Here is a 14,978-nt window from a genome sequence, read left to right on the forward strand (position 1 = left end):
CCCCGCCTAGCCTGTGGTTTTCTATTGCGGAGAACGACAAATGGCGGGATATCTGTACTGCGCACTGGCGATGGTGACTGTCGGCAGCACGGTGGTGGTCAGCAAAATTATCGGGGCTACGCTGCCACCATTTACCGCGACCGCGTTGCGGTTCGCCATGGCCTTGCCAGTATTCCTGGCGCTGTGCTGGCTGCTGCGGGCGCGGATGCCGCGCGTTGATTTGCGCGATGCGGCACTGCTGGTGATGCAGGCTTGTGCGGGAAGCGTTGGCTATACGGTGCTGCTGATTTCCGGCACCACGCTGTCGTCCGCGGCAACCGCAGCTGTATTGCTTGGCACGCTGCCGATCGTATCGGGAGCCTTTGCGGTGCTGGTGTTGGGCGAACGCCCTACATTACGCTTGCTGGCTGCGATTGTGCTGGCCGCCATTGGTGTGATTGTCGCCAGCGGGATCGCATGGCCGGCATCGGTAGCGGTTCCGGCGGCGAACGCACCGGGTTACGCACTTAACGTTCAGCAGCTTCTGGGGTCTGCGCTGATGCTGGCGGCAGTGGCCTGCGAGGCTTTTTTCATCTTGCTGCACAAGCGCTTGCGTGCGCCGATCGATGCCTTGCCGCTGTCGTCGCTGATGTGCGCCATGGGATTCCTCTTTGCCGGCGCGGTGGCGCTGTTCGCCGAGCAGCCGTGGCAGTTGGAGATCGATGCCGCTGCGTGGAAGGCGATGGCATTCTATGCGCTGGTGCCGACAGTGTTGGGTTTCCTGCTCTGGTATGTGGGCACTTCGCGCGTCAGCGGCATGGAGGCCGCGTTGTTTACCGCGTTGGCGCCGGTGTCGGCGACGATACTTGCGAGCACCATTTTGCGCGAACCGATCATGCTTCACCAGCTTACCGGCCTGGCCTGCGTGCTGGCGGCTGTAGCCAGCCTTGCCTGGCGACACCGGGCTTATGGTAGGGTGGAGTTTTGACTAGGAGGTGCGCCATGAGCGTCATCAAGAATTTGTCGGCCCTGTTGGCCGGGATGGTGCTGGCTGCCAGCGTTCACGCGGACCCGCTGGCGGCGTTGACCGAGAAGGAGGCGGGCGGCGGGCTGAAGGCGGCGCTGGAGGCGGGTTCGGTGGCGGCCGTGGGCAAGCTGGGCGTGGAGGGCGGCTTCCTGAACAATGACGCGGTACGCATCAAGCTGCCGCGCGTGCTGGAGAAGGCGCGCCCCATCCTCGCCATGACCGGCCGCGCCGAGCAGCTGGATGAGCTGGAAACCGCCATGAACCGCGCTGCCGAGCAGGCGGTGCCGCTGGCCAAGCCCTTGCTGGTGAATGCGGTGAAGTCGATGACGGTGCAGGATGCGAAGCAGATCCTGACCGGGGGCGATACCTCGGTGACCGATTTCTTCAAGGAGAAAACCTCGGTGCCCCTGGCTGCCAAGTTCAAGCCGATCGTGAAGGGTGTGACGGACAAGTCCAAGCTGTCGGCCAAGTTCAATAGCGCCATGTCGCAGGCCACCAAATTCGGCCTGGCGACTGAAGAGCAGGCCACGGTGGAAAGCTATGTCACGCAGCGCGCGCTGGATGGCCTGTACCTGATGATTGCGGAAGAAGAGAAGAAAATCCGCGAGAACCCCGTGTCCTACGGCAGCAAGGCCATTGCCAAGGTGTTCGGCCTGCTCAAATAAGCGTGCGCCGGCGCGGGTTGCGCGCCTGGGCGGCTGAGTTCAACACCTCCAGCTGCCCGGACTTGAAGGTTTGCTCGTGTTCGCCTGCACGGTCGTGCCAGCGGCACAGCACGTCATCATCATCGCCGAGGCCCGAGCGCCCCGGTGTGGTGCGGATCACCAGCATCTTATTGTGCCAGCCCAGCGGCCGCACCGCGTCGCCCGCCTTTGCCCGTTCGCGTTCCATGGTTGCCTCCTGCAAGCAGCTAAGGCCATGATACGCCGCTTGGCGCGGGCAGGGCGCGCGCGCGAAAAACACGCTGCGGTTTAGCTGCCGATCAATTGAACGGCGTCCACTTCCAGGCGGTTCGTGGTCAGGTTATTGGATTTCGTGATACGCGCGGCCTTGGCTTTATAGCTGGTTTTCTCGATCGGTTGCACGAGCCAGGTGCGGGCGCCGCGCTTGTCCGCTTTTACCGAATGCACGCCGCTCCAGACGGTATTCCATTTGCCGTCGGTATCCTGCAGTTCCAGCTTGGTGATGCCTTCCAGGCCGTAGCCGTCGCTGATCGCCACGCGCAACTGGGTGGCGTTGACGGGCTTTTCGAACGTCACTTCGAGCGAATCGAAGCCGACGTCGGAGTTATTGGTGGACCAGTATTTGCCGTCCACTTTGCCGGTGGCGCGCACCGGCTCGTAGCTGCTGCCGTAGGTGGAAGTGGCCGTGGCGCTGCTCGCCCACTGGGCGCTGGCGTCGTTGATATAGCCGTCTTCCATATTCGAGTAATCGAGCTTGGCCTGGCGCTTGGCGATTTCCTTTTGCTCGTCGCTCAGGTTCTCGGTGTCAACTTGCGGTGTTGGCAGCGGGCCGCCGCCGGTGGTGGCGGCAGGCGCGGCGGCAGTGGCTGGCGGGGCAGCGGGTGCCGGTGCCGGTGCCGGCGCTGCGGCCGGTGCAGGTGCGGTGGTTGCCGCGGGCGCGGCGTCGGTGGTGGGCGCTGGCGCCGGTTCTTTCTTGGCGCAGGCTGCCAGCAGCAGGACAGGCAACAGCAGGGCGTACTTGCTCATATTTACGGCTCCCTTGATTATCAAAACAACAAGTCGCCGATGATGGCATAAAGCCGCCCCGCGTTCAATCGTGCGCGCGGGTATGCAAGTAATCCGCTGCTATTTACGCAACATTGATGTCGAGCAGGACCGCGTAGGACAGGCGTTTGCCCTCGTACAGGTGGCCGCCGCGGATCACGGCGTCGGTGGAGGTGAGCTGGCCGGCGATTTCCTGGCGCGCCAGCATGGCACGGAAGGCCAGCGCATCCTTCGGCGCCAGGTAGCCCACCATCTGTTTGTTGAGGAAGACGGCGACGGCCTTGTCTTCGTAAGGATTGTTATCGTCCGGCAGCAGCAGCGCCTTGTGATGCGCGTCCGCCGGCGCGTCGCCATGCTGGCCGGCCAGCGCGTGGATGGTGTCGGAGTAGCGCGACTCGCCCAGCACTTCCAGCTGGAAGCGGCCCTCGTCGCTCCAGTGGTGCACCGGCTCGCCCTGCGGCAGCGGGGTGTAGGAGCCGCCCGCCGGCTTGCCGGCCGGCGCCGGCACTGCCTCGCGGCCGCCCTTGAGCAGGAAGTACAGCGTTACCAGTGCCAGGATGATGATGACGATATTCAGTGCGAGGGCCATAAGAGGGGCTTCCAGGGTTGCGTGACCCGCTATTATCGCAGGCCGCCGGGCAAAGGGCGAATAGGCCGGAATGGTATAATCGCCCCTTTTCCTCGCAAGTTTAGCCATGTCTTCCGAATCCACGCCAAAGGGCAAAATGCTCTATGACCCGACCGAACACCGCATCCGCAGCTTCGTTACGCGTGCTGGCCGCCTGTCCACGGGCCAGGAACGTGGACTGAAGGAGTTCGGCCCGCAGTTCCTGATCGAACATAAGAAAGAAGCGCTCGATTACGAGCAGGCTTTCGGCCGCAAGGCGCCGGTGATCCTGGAGATCGGCTTTGGTATGGGCGGCACCACCGCGCACATCGCCAAAGTCATGCCGGAGAAGGATTTTATCGGCGTGGAAGTGCACACCCCTGGCGTGGGCAGCCTGCTCAAGATGATCGGCGAGGAAGGCATCACCAACCTGCGCGTGATCCAGCATGACGCGGTGGAAGTACTGCGCGACATGATCCCGGCGGGTTCGCTGGCCGGCGTGCATATCTACTTCCCGGACCCGTGGCACAAGGCGCGCCACAACAAGCGCCGCCTGATCCAGTCGCCGTTCGTAAAGACCCTGTGCGACCATTTGGCGCCGGGCGGTTACATCCACCTGGCCACCGACTGGGAAGACTACGCCGTGCAGATGCTGGAAGTGCTGTCCGCCGAACCAGCGCTGCAGAACACCGCCGAAGGCTACGCTCCCCAGCCGGCCTACCGCCCGCTGACCAAGTTCGAAAACCGCGGCCTGAAACTGGGCCACGGCGTGTGGGACCTGGTGTTCACTAGGAAGTGATCTTCGCCCCGGCGGGTGCGTCCGCCGATTTGCGCGCTGGCATGAAGGCCAGCAGATTCCCCCCGATGACCAGCAGCAGTCCGGCCAGCGCCAGGCTGCTCCACTGGTAGCCTTCGAAGAAGGTGGACACCGTCAGCGCCACCACCGGGAACAGCACCGTGCAGTAGGCCGCGCGGTCCGGCCCGATCCTTCCCACCAGCAGCAAGTACGCGGTAAAAGCCACCACCGATCCCGGCACCGCCAGGTAGAGCAGTGCGCCGACGTAGCGCGGGCTTGGATCGAAGTTGAACGGCATGCCGAACGCCAGCGCGCCCAGCGTGAGGATGGTGGCGCCGCACAGCATGGCCCAGGCATTGGTCAGCCAGGGCTGCATGCCCAGCGCCTGCATGCGGCTGGAAAGCAGGTTACCGGTCGAGAAGCACAGCGTGCCAAGCAGCGCCAGGCCCAGTCCGGCCAGCATGCCGCTGTCATTCCAGTGCCCCTGCATGGAAGGCAGGAACAACATCACGATGCCCGCCAGTCCGAGCGCCGCGCCGCCCAGCACTTGCGGACGGATCGGGCGCTGCATGAACAGGCGGCCATTGATCGCATTCCAGATCGGCGCGGTGGAGAAGACCACCGCCACCAGGCCGCTCGGCACCCACATGGTGGCGTAATAGAAGCACAGGAAATTACAGCAGAACAGGGCCAGGCCTTGCGCCAGCAAGTAGCGCCATGCAGAACGCGGTGGCAGCAGCGGCTGGCGGCGCACGAGCAGGATCAGCACCAGCACCAGCGCGGCAATCCAGAAACGGTAGGCAATCGAGACCGGTGCGGCGACCACGCCGAGCTGGAATTTGATGGCGATCCAGGTGGTGCCCCAAATGAGCACCGTGCTGAGGTAGAGGGCAATATTCATAGTGCGCCCAGCATGCCAGCCCGGGCGCAGTACGTGTTGTCCAGGATTGCGCTTTAGTTGTCCAGGCCCTTGGCCAGGACGTCGGCGACCAGGGTGTTCATATCGACGCCGCGCTCGGTTGCCAGCGTTTGCAGGCGCTTCACCAGGTCGCCATTCAGCTTGACGGCAAACGGTACCAAGCCCAGGGCTTGGTCGCGCTTGCGCTGCTCACGCTTATCCACGCCGGCACTGGCCGCATTGCCGAAACTCGGGCCTCCCTGCACCATCTTGTTCATGAGTTTTTTGGCGTCATTCTTGGCCAGGTCAGTTTTTTTCACGCAATGGTCCTTTTTAAAGGCGCTATTCTACGCCCTGCGGCGGCGTGCGAGTCCGAATACCGACAGGCCAAGGCCAAGCAGCGCCAGGCTGCCAGGCAGCGGTACTTGCGCCGTTGGCGCGTTGTCGACAATGATCTCAGAAATGCCGACGCCTTGCGTGCCGCCATCCTGGTCGATATTAAAGACCACCGAGGTCACGTTGGCCATACCTGCCACGGCCAGCGTGCCAAGGCCGGACAGCACTTGTGTGGCGCCGTTGGACCCGGTCAGGGTGAGCGAGGCGGCGCCGTCCGCGTAGCCCGCGATATTGATGTTGGCCAGGCTGAAGCTGGCGCCGAAGAAGTCCAGCACCCAGCTGACGTTGTCGGCGTTTGAGAAACCGTTATGCACGCCGATGTCGCCGAGAAAGCTTGGATCGTAGTGGTCGCCCGCGCGCACCATGCGCAGGCGGAAGCCGTCCTCGGTGTAGGTATCGAAGACCACCGAACCATTCAGGTTGGCATGCACGCCACTGGTCAGGTCCAGCGTGATCGGCGCCGCCTGGGCGGTGGAGAAGCAAAACACGAGGGCAGCAAGGCTAACAAGCTTTTTCATTCGACCTTCCCCTTTCAGATTAATAGTCATATCGGCAGCGTTGCCGTGGCGGCAAGATGCAAGTTCCATGCCCCAGGCCAACAAGCCACTGATTCAGCGGGACATTTGGCTTAAGGCTCGCTCGGCTTGTAAATTTCCCCGACAAAGCGAGGCGGGCATTGTCTGCGTTTGCGCATTTCTGGCCCGGCGCCGGCAGGCCACAGTGGGCGCGTGCTAGACTTTTTGATGTGAAGCCATCGACTGCACGCTCCGAGCCAGCCCAAGCACCGCGCCAGCGCGGGGCGGCGGCCGCGCGTGCTGCGCTGGCGGCGCAACCGGGCGATGCGATGTCGCATGCGGTGTTCCGCACCATGTCCGGTACCGACGCCACGCTGGAACGCTTTGCCTGGCTGGGCGATGGCCTGGCGGCGGCGGTCTGGCACCGCAGGACGCAGGAGGCAGTAACCGAATACCGCCAGCCGGGCCATCACACCCTGTCCTGCTACCTTGGTGGCGGCTACAGCGTGGAGCGCGAAGGCTTGCCGGGACAATATGGCGCGCCGCAACGGCTTTGTTCGCTGCCCGATTGGCACGAGTCGGAGTGGGTGGTGCGCGGCCAGCTGCGCATGCTGCACGTGTATTTCATGCCCGAGCATTTCACGCGGCGGGCAGTGGTGGAATTGGACCGCGAGCCGCGCGAGCTGACGTTGCAGGACCGTACCTACTTCGAGAACGAGCGCCTGGTGCGGTTGTGCGGCGCCTTGCTTGAGCAGCCATGGCAGGACCATGATCAGCTCTTGCGCGCCAACGAGATCACGCATGCAGCCCTGAGCGAGCTGCTGCGTTCGCAGTCCGCCACCAAGCCGGGCCTGCGCCTGCGCGGCGGCCTGGCGCCGCAGGTGCGGCGCCAGCTGCACGAATACATCGAGGCCCACCTCGCGCAGCAAATTACGCTGGGCATGCTGGCACAACTGGCGTGCATGTCGGAATTCCATCTGGCGCGCATGTTCCGCATCAGCTTTGGCATGCCACCTTCGGCCTGGATTGCCGCGCGCCGTATCGAGCGCGCGCGCAGCCTGCTGCGCGCTGGGCGCCTGCCCCTGCAGCAGGTGGCCGAGGCCTGCGGCTACGCCGACCTGAGCCACTTCAGCCACCGCTTCAGCGCCGCGCTCGGCGTGCCGCCGGGCCGCTACCGCCAGGTGCTTGGCGGCCTCAAGTCCTGACCCTATCGCGCCGCCGCGCACGATAGCGGATGCGGCGTGCATGCTTGCCGGGCTAAGTGCAGCATGGATCTCTACGCCCACGCAGTGGAGAACGCCATGCTCAAATTCACTGTCATGTTGCTTGCCGTCCTGTTATGGAGCGCCGGCGCCCAGGCCCAGGTGGCGCCGGCCTACCGTGCCACCTTGATCGTTGATTTCTGGGGCGGGATGCACATCAACGACCTCGGCCAGATCGCAGTGACGCGCTACGGCGTGCCCTATATATGGAGCCGCGACAAGGGCCTGGTGCCGGTGGCTAGCAGCGCCGTTGATGTCCAGGTTTGGGGATTCAACAACGCCGGCACGGCGGTCGGCGCGGCGATGTGGCAGCCGCAGAATGAAGAAATGACGTATTACCAGCCGGTGGTGTGGGTCCAGGGCGGGCCGTTCACGCGCCTGAACACCCTGGGCAGGGGCGGCGCGGCAGCAGCCATCAACAACCGGGGTACGATCGTCGGCGGCGTGCAGGGCAGCTTCGAGGACAACTGGTCCCGGCGCGGTTTCATGCAGCGTGACGGGCAGGTCACCGTGTTTGAAGACTTCATCCCGCAAGCCATCAACGATGCCGACGTCATGGTCGGGGTCGGGCTGGAGAACGATGGCGCGGACATTGCAGGCATAAAAGTCTGGCGCGATGGCCAATTGTCGCCGCTGGATGGCGTGCCGGGCGAGCGCCCGATGTTCATCAACCAGCGCGGGTGGATTGCCGGCACCACCGATGACTACTTGCCCTGGCTGTGGCGCGACGGCGCGCTGACGCAGCTATGGAACGGCAGCATCACGGACATGAACGATGCCGGGGTGGTGATCGGCGAGTACCACATCGGACGCACCGTGCTGTGGTTCGAGGACCAGGTCTACGAGCTGGGCGACTTATGGGACAAAGCCGGATGGGAGGGCTGGTCGCTGGCGCACGTTTCCACCATCAATGAAAAAGGCGAGATGGGAGCCCTGCTCTGGGACGATGGCTTCGGGCAGCGCATGGTCTTGCTGTCGCCGGTGCTCGAGCCGGCCGGCGCGGCGCAGTTGCTGGCCGGGCTGGCGCTGCTGGGCGCCCTGCGCCTCAGGAAAGCTCGGCGATGAGGCGCACGATTTCGTCGCCGTAGGACACCAGCTTCTTCTCGCCCACGCCGGACACCACGCGCAGTTCGCCCAGCGAGGATGGGCGCACCTTGGCGATCTCGCGCAAGGTGGCGTCATTGAAGATGACGTAGGCCGGCACATTGTGTTCGCGTGCCGCCCCCATGCGCCAGGAGCGCAGGCGGTCGAAGATGCGCTGCTCGTCGCCATCCAGGTTGGTTTCGACAAAGCCCTTCGGCGCCGCGCTGCTGCGTTTCTGCTTGACCGGCTTCTGGTACTGGCGCAGCTGCACTTTCTGGCCGCCTTTCAGCACCGGGCGCGCGGCGTCGGTCAGCTTGAGCGAGCTGAATTGTTCGTGGTCGACGGTGACCAGGCCCAGCGCGATCACCTGGCGCAAAATGGCGCGCCACTCCTGCTCGCTGCGGTCGGCGCCGATGCCGAACACCGACAGCTTGTCATGGTGCCAGGTCTGGATGCGCTCCGTTTCCACGCCGCGCAGCACTTCGATCACATGGCCGGCAGCAAAGCGCTGGTCGCAGCGGTAGATGGCCGACAACAGTTTCTGCACCGGCACCGTGCCGTCGAAGGACACCGGCGGGATCAGGCAGGTGTCGCAATTGCCGCAAGGCGTGGCCGGTTCGCCGAAGTATTCCAGCAGGCGCATGCGGCGGCAGCTCAGGGTCTCGCACAGGCCCAGCATGGAGTCCAGCTTGGTCGACAGCACGCGCTTGAAGTTCTCGTCCGCCTCCGACTCGTCGATCATGCGCCGCTGCAGCACCACGTCCTGCAGGCCGTAGGACATCCAGGCGCTGGCCGGCATGCCGTCGCGGCCGGCGCGGCCGGTCTCCTGGTAGTAGCCTTCGATCGACTTGGGCAAATCCAGGTGGCAGACAAAGCGCACGTCCGGCTTGTCGATACCCATGCCGAAGGCGATGGTGGCCACCATCACGATATTTTCTTCGCGCAGGAAGCGCGCCTGGTTTTCCGCGCGCTTGGCGTGGTCCATGCCGGCGTGGTAAGCCATGGCGCGCACGCCGTGCTCGTTCAGGAACTCCGCCGTTTCTTCCACCTTCTTGCGCGACAGGCAGTAAACGATGCCGCAATCACCCGCATGTTCGGCGGCGATGAAGTCCAACAGCTGCTTGCGGCCATTGGTTTTTTCCACGATCTGGTAGCGGATGTTCGGGCGGTCGAAGGAGGAGACGAATTGCGCCGCATCATTCAACGCCAGGCGGTGGATGATTTCGTCGCGCGTCTGCTGGTCAGCAGTCGCGGTGAGCGCTATGCGCGGCACATTCGGGAACTGCTCGTGCAGCACCGACAGCTTGATGTATTCAGGACGGAAGTCGTGGCCCCATTGCGAGACGCAGTGCGCCTCGTCGATGGCGAACAGGGCGATCTGCGAATCCTGCAGCAGGTCGAAGCAGCGCGGCGTCAGCAGGCGCTCGGGCGCCACGTACAGCAGGTCAATTTGATTGGTGCGCACCAGGCGCTCGATGCGCGCCGCTTCCTCATAGGTCTGGGTGGAATTGAGGAAGGCCGCGCGCACGCCGACTTCGGCCAACGCATCGACCTGGTCCTGCATCAGCGCGATCAGGGGCGATACCACCACGCCCACGCCGTCGCGCAGCATGGCCGGGATCTGGTAGCACAGCGACTTGCCGCCGCCGGTCGGCATCAGCACCAGGGCATCGCCGCCGTTGCCGACATGTTCCACCACCTGCCCCTGGTGGCCGCGGAAGGCTGGGTAGCCGAAGACGGTCTGCAGCAGGTGCAGGGCGCGCTGGCTGGTGTCTTGCTGTTCCATTGCTTAGTCGTGCCAGGTAACGATGCCGGTGTAGGCGGTGAGCAGCACCACCAGGCCGAATACGATGCGGTACCAGGCGAAGAAGGTGAAACCGTGGGTGCTGACGTAGCGCAGCAGCCAGCGCACGCACAAGAAGGCGGAGATGAATGCGGACACCGTGCCAATGGTGAACATCGGCAGGTCGGCCACGGACAGCAGGGCGCGTTCCTTCCACAGCGAATAGAAGGTGGCCGACAACAGGGTCGGGATCGCGAGGAAGAAGGAGAACTCGGTGGCCGCCTTGCGCGAAAGGCCGACCAGCAGGCCGCCGATGATGGTGGCGCCGGAACGGCTGGTACCGGGGATCAGGGCGAAGGCCTGGGCGCAGCCGACTTTCAGCGCATCGGCCACGCTCATATCGTCTACCGAATGCACGCGCACGGTAACCGGATTGAGGCGCGCGCGGCGCTCCACCCACAGGATGATGAAGCCGCCGATGATGAAGGCCAGCGCCACCGGCACCGGATGGAACAGCAGGGCGGTGATGCTCTTGTTGAACAGGAAGGCCAGCAGGCCGGCCGGCACGAAGCCGATCAGGATATTCAGCGCGAAGCGTTGCGCCTTGCGGTCATGCGGCAGGCCGGCCAGCACCTCGCCGATCTTGCGCCGGTATTCCCAGATCACCGCCAGCATGGCGCCGCCCTGGATCACGATCTCGAACACTTTCACCTTGGGGCCCGTGAAATCGAGCAGGCTGCCGGCCAGGATCAGGTGGCCGGTGGAGGAGATTGGCAGGAATTCTGTAAACCCTTCGACCAGACCCATGATCAGGGCCTTCAGCGCGAGAACGATATCCATTGTGAATTTGTTAATTGTGACGGTGGCGGGATGCTACGCGGGCACGAAGCTTACCATGAGCGCCCGGGCCGAACGACTTAATCCAAGATTAACGTTATTGGCCGGGCACGGTTTGCGCTGGATCAGGGATGGACGCGCACCAGGCGTGCGCTGGCGGCAACCAGCAGCAAGGCGCCGCCCAGCGCGGCAAAGGCCAGCTTCAGGCTGGAAAAGTGGGCCACGAAGCCGATCAGGGCCGGGCCGGCCAGGATACCGGCGTAGCCGATGGTGGTGATGGCGGCAATGGCCAGGCTGGCCGGCATGGCTTTCTGGTTGCCGGCGGCGGTAAACAAGATAGGCACGATGTTCGAGGCGCCCAGGCCGACCAGCACAAAACCTAGCAGGGCCAGGGCCGCGCTGGATGCCGCCACGGCGGTGAAAAAGCCCGCCGCCGCGCACAGGCCGCCGGCCAGCAGCACCGGGCGGGCGCCGAAGCGGCCCACCACGCAGTCGCCGCTCAGGCGGCCGACCGTCATGGCGACGGCGAAGGCGGCGTAGCCCAGGCCGGCGCGCCCTTCCTCCAGCCCGCGTTCGGCGCTCAGGAAGACGGCGCTCCAGTCCAGCATGGCGCCCTCCGCCAGGAAGACGATGAAGCACAGCACGCCGATAAAGATCACCGCGCCATGCGGCATGGCAAAGGCCGGGCCGGCGCCGTCGCGCGCCTCCGGCTCGTGCAGCAGGTCGGGGCTGGCGCGCCACAGCAGCAGCGCCACCAGCAGCACGATGGCCAGGCAGGCGCCCAGCGGCCCGCTGCCCAGCCACAGGAGGAGGGCCATGCTGCCGGCACCGGCAAAGCCGCCCAGGCTGAACATGCCGTGGAAGCCGGACATCAGGGCGCCGCCGCTGGCCTTCTCCACCATCACGGCCTGCACGTTCATGGCCACATCCATGGTGCCGAGCGCGGCGCCGAAGACGAACAGCACCAGGCCGAGCAGGACGGGCGTGGGCGCCAGCGCCAGGCCGGGCAGGGCCAGGCAGACCACCAGGGCCGACCACAAGACCACCGCGCGGCAGCCGAAACGCGCCGCCAGCGCGCCAGTCAGCGGCATGGCCAGCAGCGAACCGGCGCCCAGGCACAGCAGAAGCAGCCCGAGCGGCCCCTCGGCCAGCCCCAGCCGCTCCTTGGCATACGGCACCAGCGGCGCCCAGGCGGACATGGCCAGACCGGCGGTCAAGAAGGCAAGGCGGGTGGAAAGGCGGTGGCGGTGGTCGATGGTTTGATTCATAGATGAACATTTTAACCGAGCCGCGCATGGGCTGCGCAGCGCTCAGTCCGGTGCGGTGGCGCGTTCCAGCGTGGTCAGCCAGAGCATGGCCTGCGCGCGCGTCGCACCGCACATTTCCGCCGACGGCTGCAGGCCGCCGCAGAAAGCGGGCCGCTCGGGGCGGCCAAAGATCATGCACAGGTCGTTGTCGCCCAGTTGCACGCAGCGCACGCCCGCCGGCTTGCCGTTCGGCATACCGGGGATCGGCGAGGTAATGGAGGGCGCCGTGCAGCAGGCGCCGCAGGCGGGGCGGCATTGGAAACTCATGATGGGGCGGTATTTTACCTGTTCACGCCTTGGCCCAGCCCAGCCAGCGCATGGCCTGCTCGCGCGACTCGCCGCAAATCAATTCGTCGGCGGTAAAGTCGAGGCAGACCCGTGGCCGCTCCGGTAAGCCATACAGCCGGCAGCGCCGCTGCGCATCCAGATGAATGCAGGGCACGCCAGCCGGCTTCCCCTGCGGCATGCCGGGGATCGGGCTGTCGATCGCGGGCGCGGTGCAGCAGGCGCCGCAATGCGGGCGGCACGGGATCGGGTCGCGATTCATGGTGATCTTATTCTAGTGCAATGTGGGATTCAGTTAGATTTTTCACCGGTTGCTGCTTGCATAATGCGCGCCATGAAACTTTTTCCTCTCCTGCTGGCCGCCCTGTTGGCTGCCGTGACCGCCCACGCGGCCCCTGAAACCCACTGGCGCGACCAGGCAGCCAGTGAGCTGGACGCTGCGCGCGACGCCGTCCGTGCTGGCCATCCTGGAGCTATCGATAAGGACAATCCGGCCTTTGGCCAGTGGGATGCGAAGGGCTATGAACAGGCGCGCGCCATGCTGCCAATGGTCGATAGTTACGACAGCATGCTGGCGGTGGTGCGCTACTACCTGGCAGGATTCCAGGACGGCAGCCTGACGTACCTGGATGATGTGCGCAAGGCCGGGGATCAGGTCAGCGTGGCTGGCTGGCGCCTCGACTATGCGAACGGCACCTACCGCGTTGGCGCTGTCCTGTCCGGCTGGGCCAAGCCGTTGCCGCCGGTCGGGGCCAGGCTGCTGTCCTGCGACGGCCAGGCCCCGGACCAGCGCCTGCGCCAGCGGGCGCGCTACTTTGATGGACGCGACCTGCCGGGCGTGCGTCATGGCCTGGCTGCAGCCTTTACCCGGCTGGACATGCGGGGCGACGCGCTGAAACAGTGCACTTTCCGCACCGCTAAAGGAGAGGTGCTGGCGTTGGCGCAGCATTACAGCGCGGTGACTGCGCAGGAAGGCTGGGCCATGCCGCCAACGGCCCCGGTTCCAGCTCCCTTTGGCTACACGCTGCGCGATGGCCTGCTGTGGATACGCGTCAGCGATTTCCGGGAGGGTTCCCAAACGGCGGAGAAAAAGGAGGCCTTGCTGGAAGAAATGCGCGAACTGAAGGATGTGCGCGCCATTGTTTTCGATACCCGCGGCAGCGCCGGTGAGGACCTGCAGTTTGCCTATTCCGTTTACACAGCGGTCACGGGCGGCCTGTCCTACGATGCTTCCGGTGCGCCGCGCGAATACGGTGAGTGGCGCGCCTCGGACATCGCTGTGAAGGAAATGGAACGCCGCATCGCCCTGGCCAAAGCTGCCGAAGGGCCGGACAGCAGGCAGGCCGACTGGCTCGATACCTTCCGCAACCAGTTCCTTATGGCGCAGAAAGACGGCCGGCACTGGATTGAGCAGGATGGCGGGCTGAAGTTGTCGCGTGCCGACTTTGTCTTCATGCAGGCACGGCTGAGACGCTTCAGCGGCAAGCTGGCGCTGGTAACCGACGAGAATTGCGCGACCACCTGCCGGGATTTTGCCGAGGGGGTGCGGCGCGTGCCGGCACTGGTACATATGGGCCAGGCCACCAGTGCCAGCAGCAGCTATACCGAAGCGGCTTATGTGAGCCTGCCCAGCGGCAATCGCCTGCAGTTGCCTATGAAGGTCATGCGCGAACGCCCGCCCGAGCACGGGCACAACCGCGTGCTGGCGCCGGACGTGCCGCTGCGGGTGGACATGCGAAATGACGCGGCGGTGCGCAAGGCCGTGCTGGCGGCGTTGCCGCGTTAATGCATGACGTGCTGGGAGCGGCCGCCAAAGGCTTTCAGCGCATCGGATAGCGTGACCTCGATCTGGCCGAGGTGGGCGTCCGCCATGACCCAGGCCGCCTGGCCGCTCGCCGGCTGGCGTTTGGCCACCTCGCGTTCGACCATTACGGCCATGCGTTCATGCAGCACCCGCTGGTAAAGGGGCGATTCGGGGTTGCCGGCCTGCGCACGGGCATACATGTCGGCACCTTCCCAGAGCTCTTGTATGCGCTCGTCCCCAAGTCCCGAGGCCGCGGCCAGGACTTGCAAAGTTGTCTTGTTATGCATTTTTCTCTCCCAGACGCGTTCGTTGACGCGCAATTACCAGTAAATACCTTTTCTCTTTGATTTACCAATAATTCTCACGAATTACATCCTCATAACAACACTTGTTGCCTGTCTGGCCATGTTTTCCTGTCATGCTAAAATGGCGCCCGTTACTTGATTGGTGCCTTTCTGCAAGCCTGCAGGGAGGTGAAACGGGAAGCCGGTGACGCGCGGGATTACCATCCCCCGCCATTCCGGCGCAGCCCCCGCTGCTGTAAGCCAGACGAAGCTGACCAACGCCACTGCGCACGCGCGCGGGAAGGCCAGGCCAGGGGAGGATGAAGGCGAGCCAGAAGACCGGCCAGTCAAGTTTGATTGTGCAAAACCCGGGGTGAGGTTTTGCGTG

Annotated in this window: 18 protein-coding genes and 1 riboswitch; of the genes, 6 read left to right on the forward strand and 12 right to left on the reverse strand. The window is 64.7% G+C overall.

Annotated features, from left to right (window positions below; all coding sequences use genetic code 11):
• The first annotated feature begins 40 nt into the window (after nt 1-40).
• Nucleotides 41-967 (forward strand): DMT family transporter, encoded by a 927-nt coding sequence (locus GTP41_RS00830; protein WP_161023655.1) that lies wholly within the window; start codon nt 41-43, stop codon nt 965-967.
• Nucleotides 968-981: 14 nt separating this feature from the next.
• Complete coding sequence (locus GTP41_RS00835; RefSeq protein ID WP_161023656.1) at nt 982-1,671, forward strand: DUF4197 domain-containing protein; 690 nt, start codon at nt 982-984, stop codon at nt 1,669-1,671.
• On the opposite strand, the gene GTP41_RS00840 is transcribed toward GTP41_RS00835, so the two are convergent.
• The 3 genes from GTP41_RS00840 to GTP41_RS00850 all read right to left on the reverse strand — a co-directional run bounded on the left by GTP41_RS00840 (nt 1,664) and on the right by GTP41_RS00850 (nt 3,322).
• Nucleotides 1,664-1,897 carry a hypothetical protein gene (locus tag GTP41_RS00840; protein WP_161023657.1) on the reverse strand — a complete coding sequence of 78 codons (234 nt, stop codon included), beginning with the start codon at nt 1,895-1,897 and terminating at the stop codon, nt 1,664-1,666. The genes GTP41_RS00835 and GTP41_RS00840 overlap by 8 nt on opposite strands.
• 80 nt (nt 1,898-1,977) lie before the next feature.
• Complete coding sequence (locus GTP41_RS00845) at nt 1,978-2,715, reverse strand: hypothetical protein (RefSeq protein ID WP_161023658.1); 738 nt, start codon at nt 2,713-2,715, stop codon at nt 1,978-1,980.
• Between the two features lie 103 nt (nt 2,716-2,818).
• Entirely contained in the window at nt 2,819-3,322 is a 504-nt protein-coding gene (locus tag GTP41_RS00850; protein ID WP_161023659.1) for a hypothetical protein, read from the reverse strand.
• A gap of 136 nt (nt 3,323-3,458) precedes the next feature.
• On the opposite strand from GTP41_RS00850, the gene trmB reads away from it, so the two are divergent.
• Entirely contained in the window at nt 3,459-4,139 is a 681-nt protein-coding gene (gene trmB, locus GTP41_RS00855) for a tRNA (guanosine(46)-N7)-methyltransferase TrmB (protein WP_161023969.1), read from the forward strand.
• Here trmB and GTP41_RS00860 read toward each other — a convergent pair.
• Genes GTP41_RS00860 through GTP41_RS00870 form a run of 3 tightly spaced genes read right to left on the reverse strand, consistent with a single transcriptional unit; the run spans nt 4,129 to nt 5,948 of the window.
• The gene (locus GTP41_RS00860) at nt 4,129-5,037 is read right to left on the reverse strand and encodes a DMT family transporter (RefSeq protein ID WP_161023660.1); all 909 of its coding nucleotides are present in this window, start codon (nt 5,035-5,037) and stop codon (nt 4,129-4,131) included. The two genes, trmB and GTP41_RS00860, sit on opposite strands and share 11 nt — an antisense overlap.
• 53 nt (nt 5,038-5,090) lie before the next feature.
• Nucleotides 5,091-5,354 carry a hypothetical protein gene (locus tag GTP41_RS00865; protein ID WP_161023661.1) on the reverse strand — a complete coding sequence of 88 codons (264 nt, stop codon included), beginning with the start codon at nt 5,352-5,354 and terminating at the stop codon, nt 5,091-5,093.
• A 27-nt stretch (nt 5,355-5,381) separates the two neighbouring features.
• A complete protein-coding gene (locus GTP41_RS00870; protein WP_161023662.1) occupies nt 5,382-5,948 on the reverse strand; it encodes a PEP-CTERM sorting domain-containing protein in 567 nt (188 codons plus the stop codon).
• Between the two features lie 227 nt (nt 5,949-6,175).
• Here GTP41_RS00870 and GTP41_RS00875 point away from each other — a divergent pair, with 227 nt between their 5' ends.
• Nucleotides 6,176-7,150 carry a helix-turn-helix domain-containing protein gene (locus GTP41_RS00875; protein ID WP_371867234.1) on the forward strand — a complete coding sequence of 325 codons (975 nt, stop codon included), beginning with the start codon at nt 6,176-6,178 and terminating at the stop codon, nt 7,148-7,150.
• Between the two features lie 96 nt (nt 7,151-7,246).
• Nucleotides 7,247-8,272: a hypothetical protein gene (locus GTP41_RS00880; protein ID WP_161023663.1), complete on the forward strand. Its 1,026-nt coding sequence runs from the start codon at nt 7,247-7,249 to the stop codon at nt 8,270-8,272.
• On the opposite strand, the gene recQ is transcribed toward GTP41_RS00880, so the two are convergent.
• From recQ to GTP41_RS00905, 5 genes are all read right to left on the reverse strand, one after another.
• Nucleotides 8,253-10,076 carry a DNA helicase RecQ gene (gene recQ, locus GTP41_RS00885; protein ID WP_161023664.1) on the reverse strand — a complete coding sequence of 608 codons (1,824 nt, stop codon included), beginning with the start codon at nt 10,074-10,076 and terminating at the stop codon, nt 8,253-8,255. The genes GTP41_RS00880 and recQ overlap by 20 nt on opposite strands.
• A 3-nt stretch (nt 10,077-10,079) precedes the next feature.
• Complete coding sequence (locus GTP41_RS00890) at nt 10,080-10,913, reverse strand: undecaprenyl-diphosphate phosphatase (RefSeq protein WP_161023665.1); 834 nt, start codon at nt 10,911-10,913, stop codon at nt 10,080-10,082.
• Between the two features lie 122 nt (nt 10,914-11,035).
• Nucleotides 11,036-12,178, reverse strand: coding sequence for an MFS transporter (locus tag GTP41_RS00895; protein ID WP_161023666.1), 1,143 nt, complete (start codon nt 12,176-12,178; stop codon nt 11,036-11,038).
• A gap of 42 nt (nt 12,179-12,220) precedes the next feature.
• Complete coding sequence (locus tag GTP41_RS00900; protein WP_161023667.1) at nt 12,221-12,484, reverse strand: YkgJ family cysteine cluster protein; 264 nt, start codon at nt 12,482-12,484, stop codon at nt 12,221-12,223.
• A gap of 22 nt (nt 12,485-12,506) precedes the next feature.
• Complete coding sequence (locus GTP41_RS00905; RefSeq protein WP_202419565.1) at nt 12,507-12,764, reverse strand: YkgJ family cysteine cluster protein; 258 nt, start codon at nt 12,762-12,764, stop codon at nt 12,507-12,509.
• Between the two features lie 72 nt (nt 12,765-12,836).
• On the opposite strand from GTP41_RS00905, the gene GTP41_RS00910 reads away from it, so the two are divergent.
• Entirely contained in the window at nt 12,837-14,288 is a 1,452-nt protein-coding gene (locus tag GTP41_RS00910) for a S41 family peptidase (RefSeq protein ID WP_161023668.1), read from the forward strand.
• Here GTP41_RS00910 and GTP41_RS00915 read toward each other — a convergent pair.
• Nucleotides 14,285-14,593, reverse strand: coding sequence for a hypothetical protein (locus GTP41_RS00915; protein ID WP_161023669.1), 309 nt, complete (start codon nt 14,591-14,593; stop codon nt 14,285-14,287). The two genes, GTP41_RS00910 and GTP41_RS00915, sit on opposite strands and share 4 nt — an antisense overlap.
• 141 nt (nt 14,594-14,734) lie before the next feature.
• Nucleotides 14,735-14,952, forward strand: a riboswitch (cobalamin riboswitch).
• Nucleotides 14,953-14,978 lie beyond the last annotated feature (26 nt).

Origin of the sequence: Pseudoduganella guangdongensis, assembly GCF_009857475.1 — a bacterium.
Lineage (GTDB): Bacteria > Pseudomonadota > Gammaproteobacteria > Burkholderiales > Burkholderiaceae_D > Rugamonas > Rugamonas guangdongensis.

Bases quoted from the DNA above. Each gene is read 5' to 3' on its own strand.
- GTP41_RS00830 (WP_161023655.1), top strand. From the start codon at position 41: ATGGCGGGATATCTGTACTGCGCACTGGCGATGGTGACTGTCGGCAGC.
- GTP41_RS00900 (WP_161023667.1), bottom strand. From the start codon at position 12,484: ATGAGTTTCCAATGCCGCCCCGCCTGCGGCGCCTGCTGCACGGCGCCC.
- GTP41_RS00835 (WP_161023656.1), top strand. From the start codon at position 982: ATGAGCGTCATCAAGAATTTGTCGGCCCTGTTGGCCGGGATGGTGCTG.
- recQ (WP_161023664.1), bottom strand. From the start codon at position 10,076: ATGGAACAGCAAGACACCAGCCAGCGCGCCCTGCACCTGCTGCAGACC.
- GTP41_RS00880 (WP_161023663.1), top strand. From the start codon at position 7,247: ATGCTCAAATTCACTGTCATGTTGCTTGCCGTCCTGTTATGGAGCGCC.
- GTP41_RS00860 (WP_161023660.1), bottom strand. From the start codon at position 5,037: ATGAATATTGCCCTCTACCTCAGCACGGTGCTCATTTGGGGCACCACC.
- GTP41_RS00845 (WP_161023658.1), bottom strand. From the start codon at position 2,715: ATGAGCAAGTACGCCCTGCTGTTGCCTGTCCTGCTGCTGGCAGCCTGC.
- GTP41_RS00890 (WP_161023665.1), bottom strand. From the start codon at position 10,913: ATGGATATCGTTCTCGCGCTGAAGGCCCTGATCATGGGTCTGGTCGAA.
- GTP41_RS00895 (WP_161023666.1), bottom strand. From the start codon at position 12,178: ATGAATCAAACCATCGACCACCGCCACCGCCTTTCCACCCGCCTTGCC.
- GTP41_RS00915 (WP_161023669.1), bottom strand. From the start codon at position 14,593: ATGCATAACAAGACAACTTTGCAAGTCCTGGCCGCGGCCTCGGGACTT.
- GTP41_RS00850 (WP_161023659.1), bottom strand. From the start codon at position 3,322: ATGGCCCTCGCACTGAATATCGTCATCATCATCCTGGCACTGGTAACG.
- GTP41_RS00905 (WP_202419565.1), bottom strand. From the start codon at position 12,764: ATGAATCGCGACCCGATCCCGTGCCGCCCGCATTGCGGCGCCTGCTGC.
- GTP41_RS00840 (WP_161023657.1), bottom strand. From the start codon at position 1,897: ATGGAACGCGAACGGGCAAAGGCGGGCGACGCGGTGCGGCCGCTGGGC.
- GTP41_RS00910 (WP_161023668.1), top strand. From the start codon at position 12,837: ATGAAACTTTTTCCTCTCCTGCTGGCCGCCCTGTTGGCTGCCGTGACC.
- trmB (WP_161023969.1), top strand. From the start codon at position 3,459: ATGCTCTATGACCCGACCGAACACCGCATCCGCAGCTTCGTTACGCGT.
- GTP41_RS00870 (WP_161023662.1), bottom strand. From the start codon at position 5,948: ATGAAAAAGCTTGTTAGCCTTGCTGCCCTCGTGTTTTGCTTCTCCACC.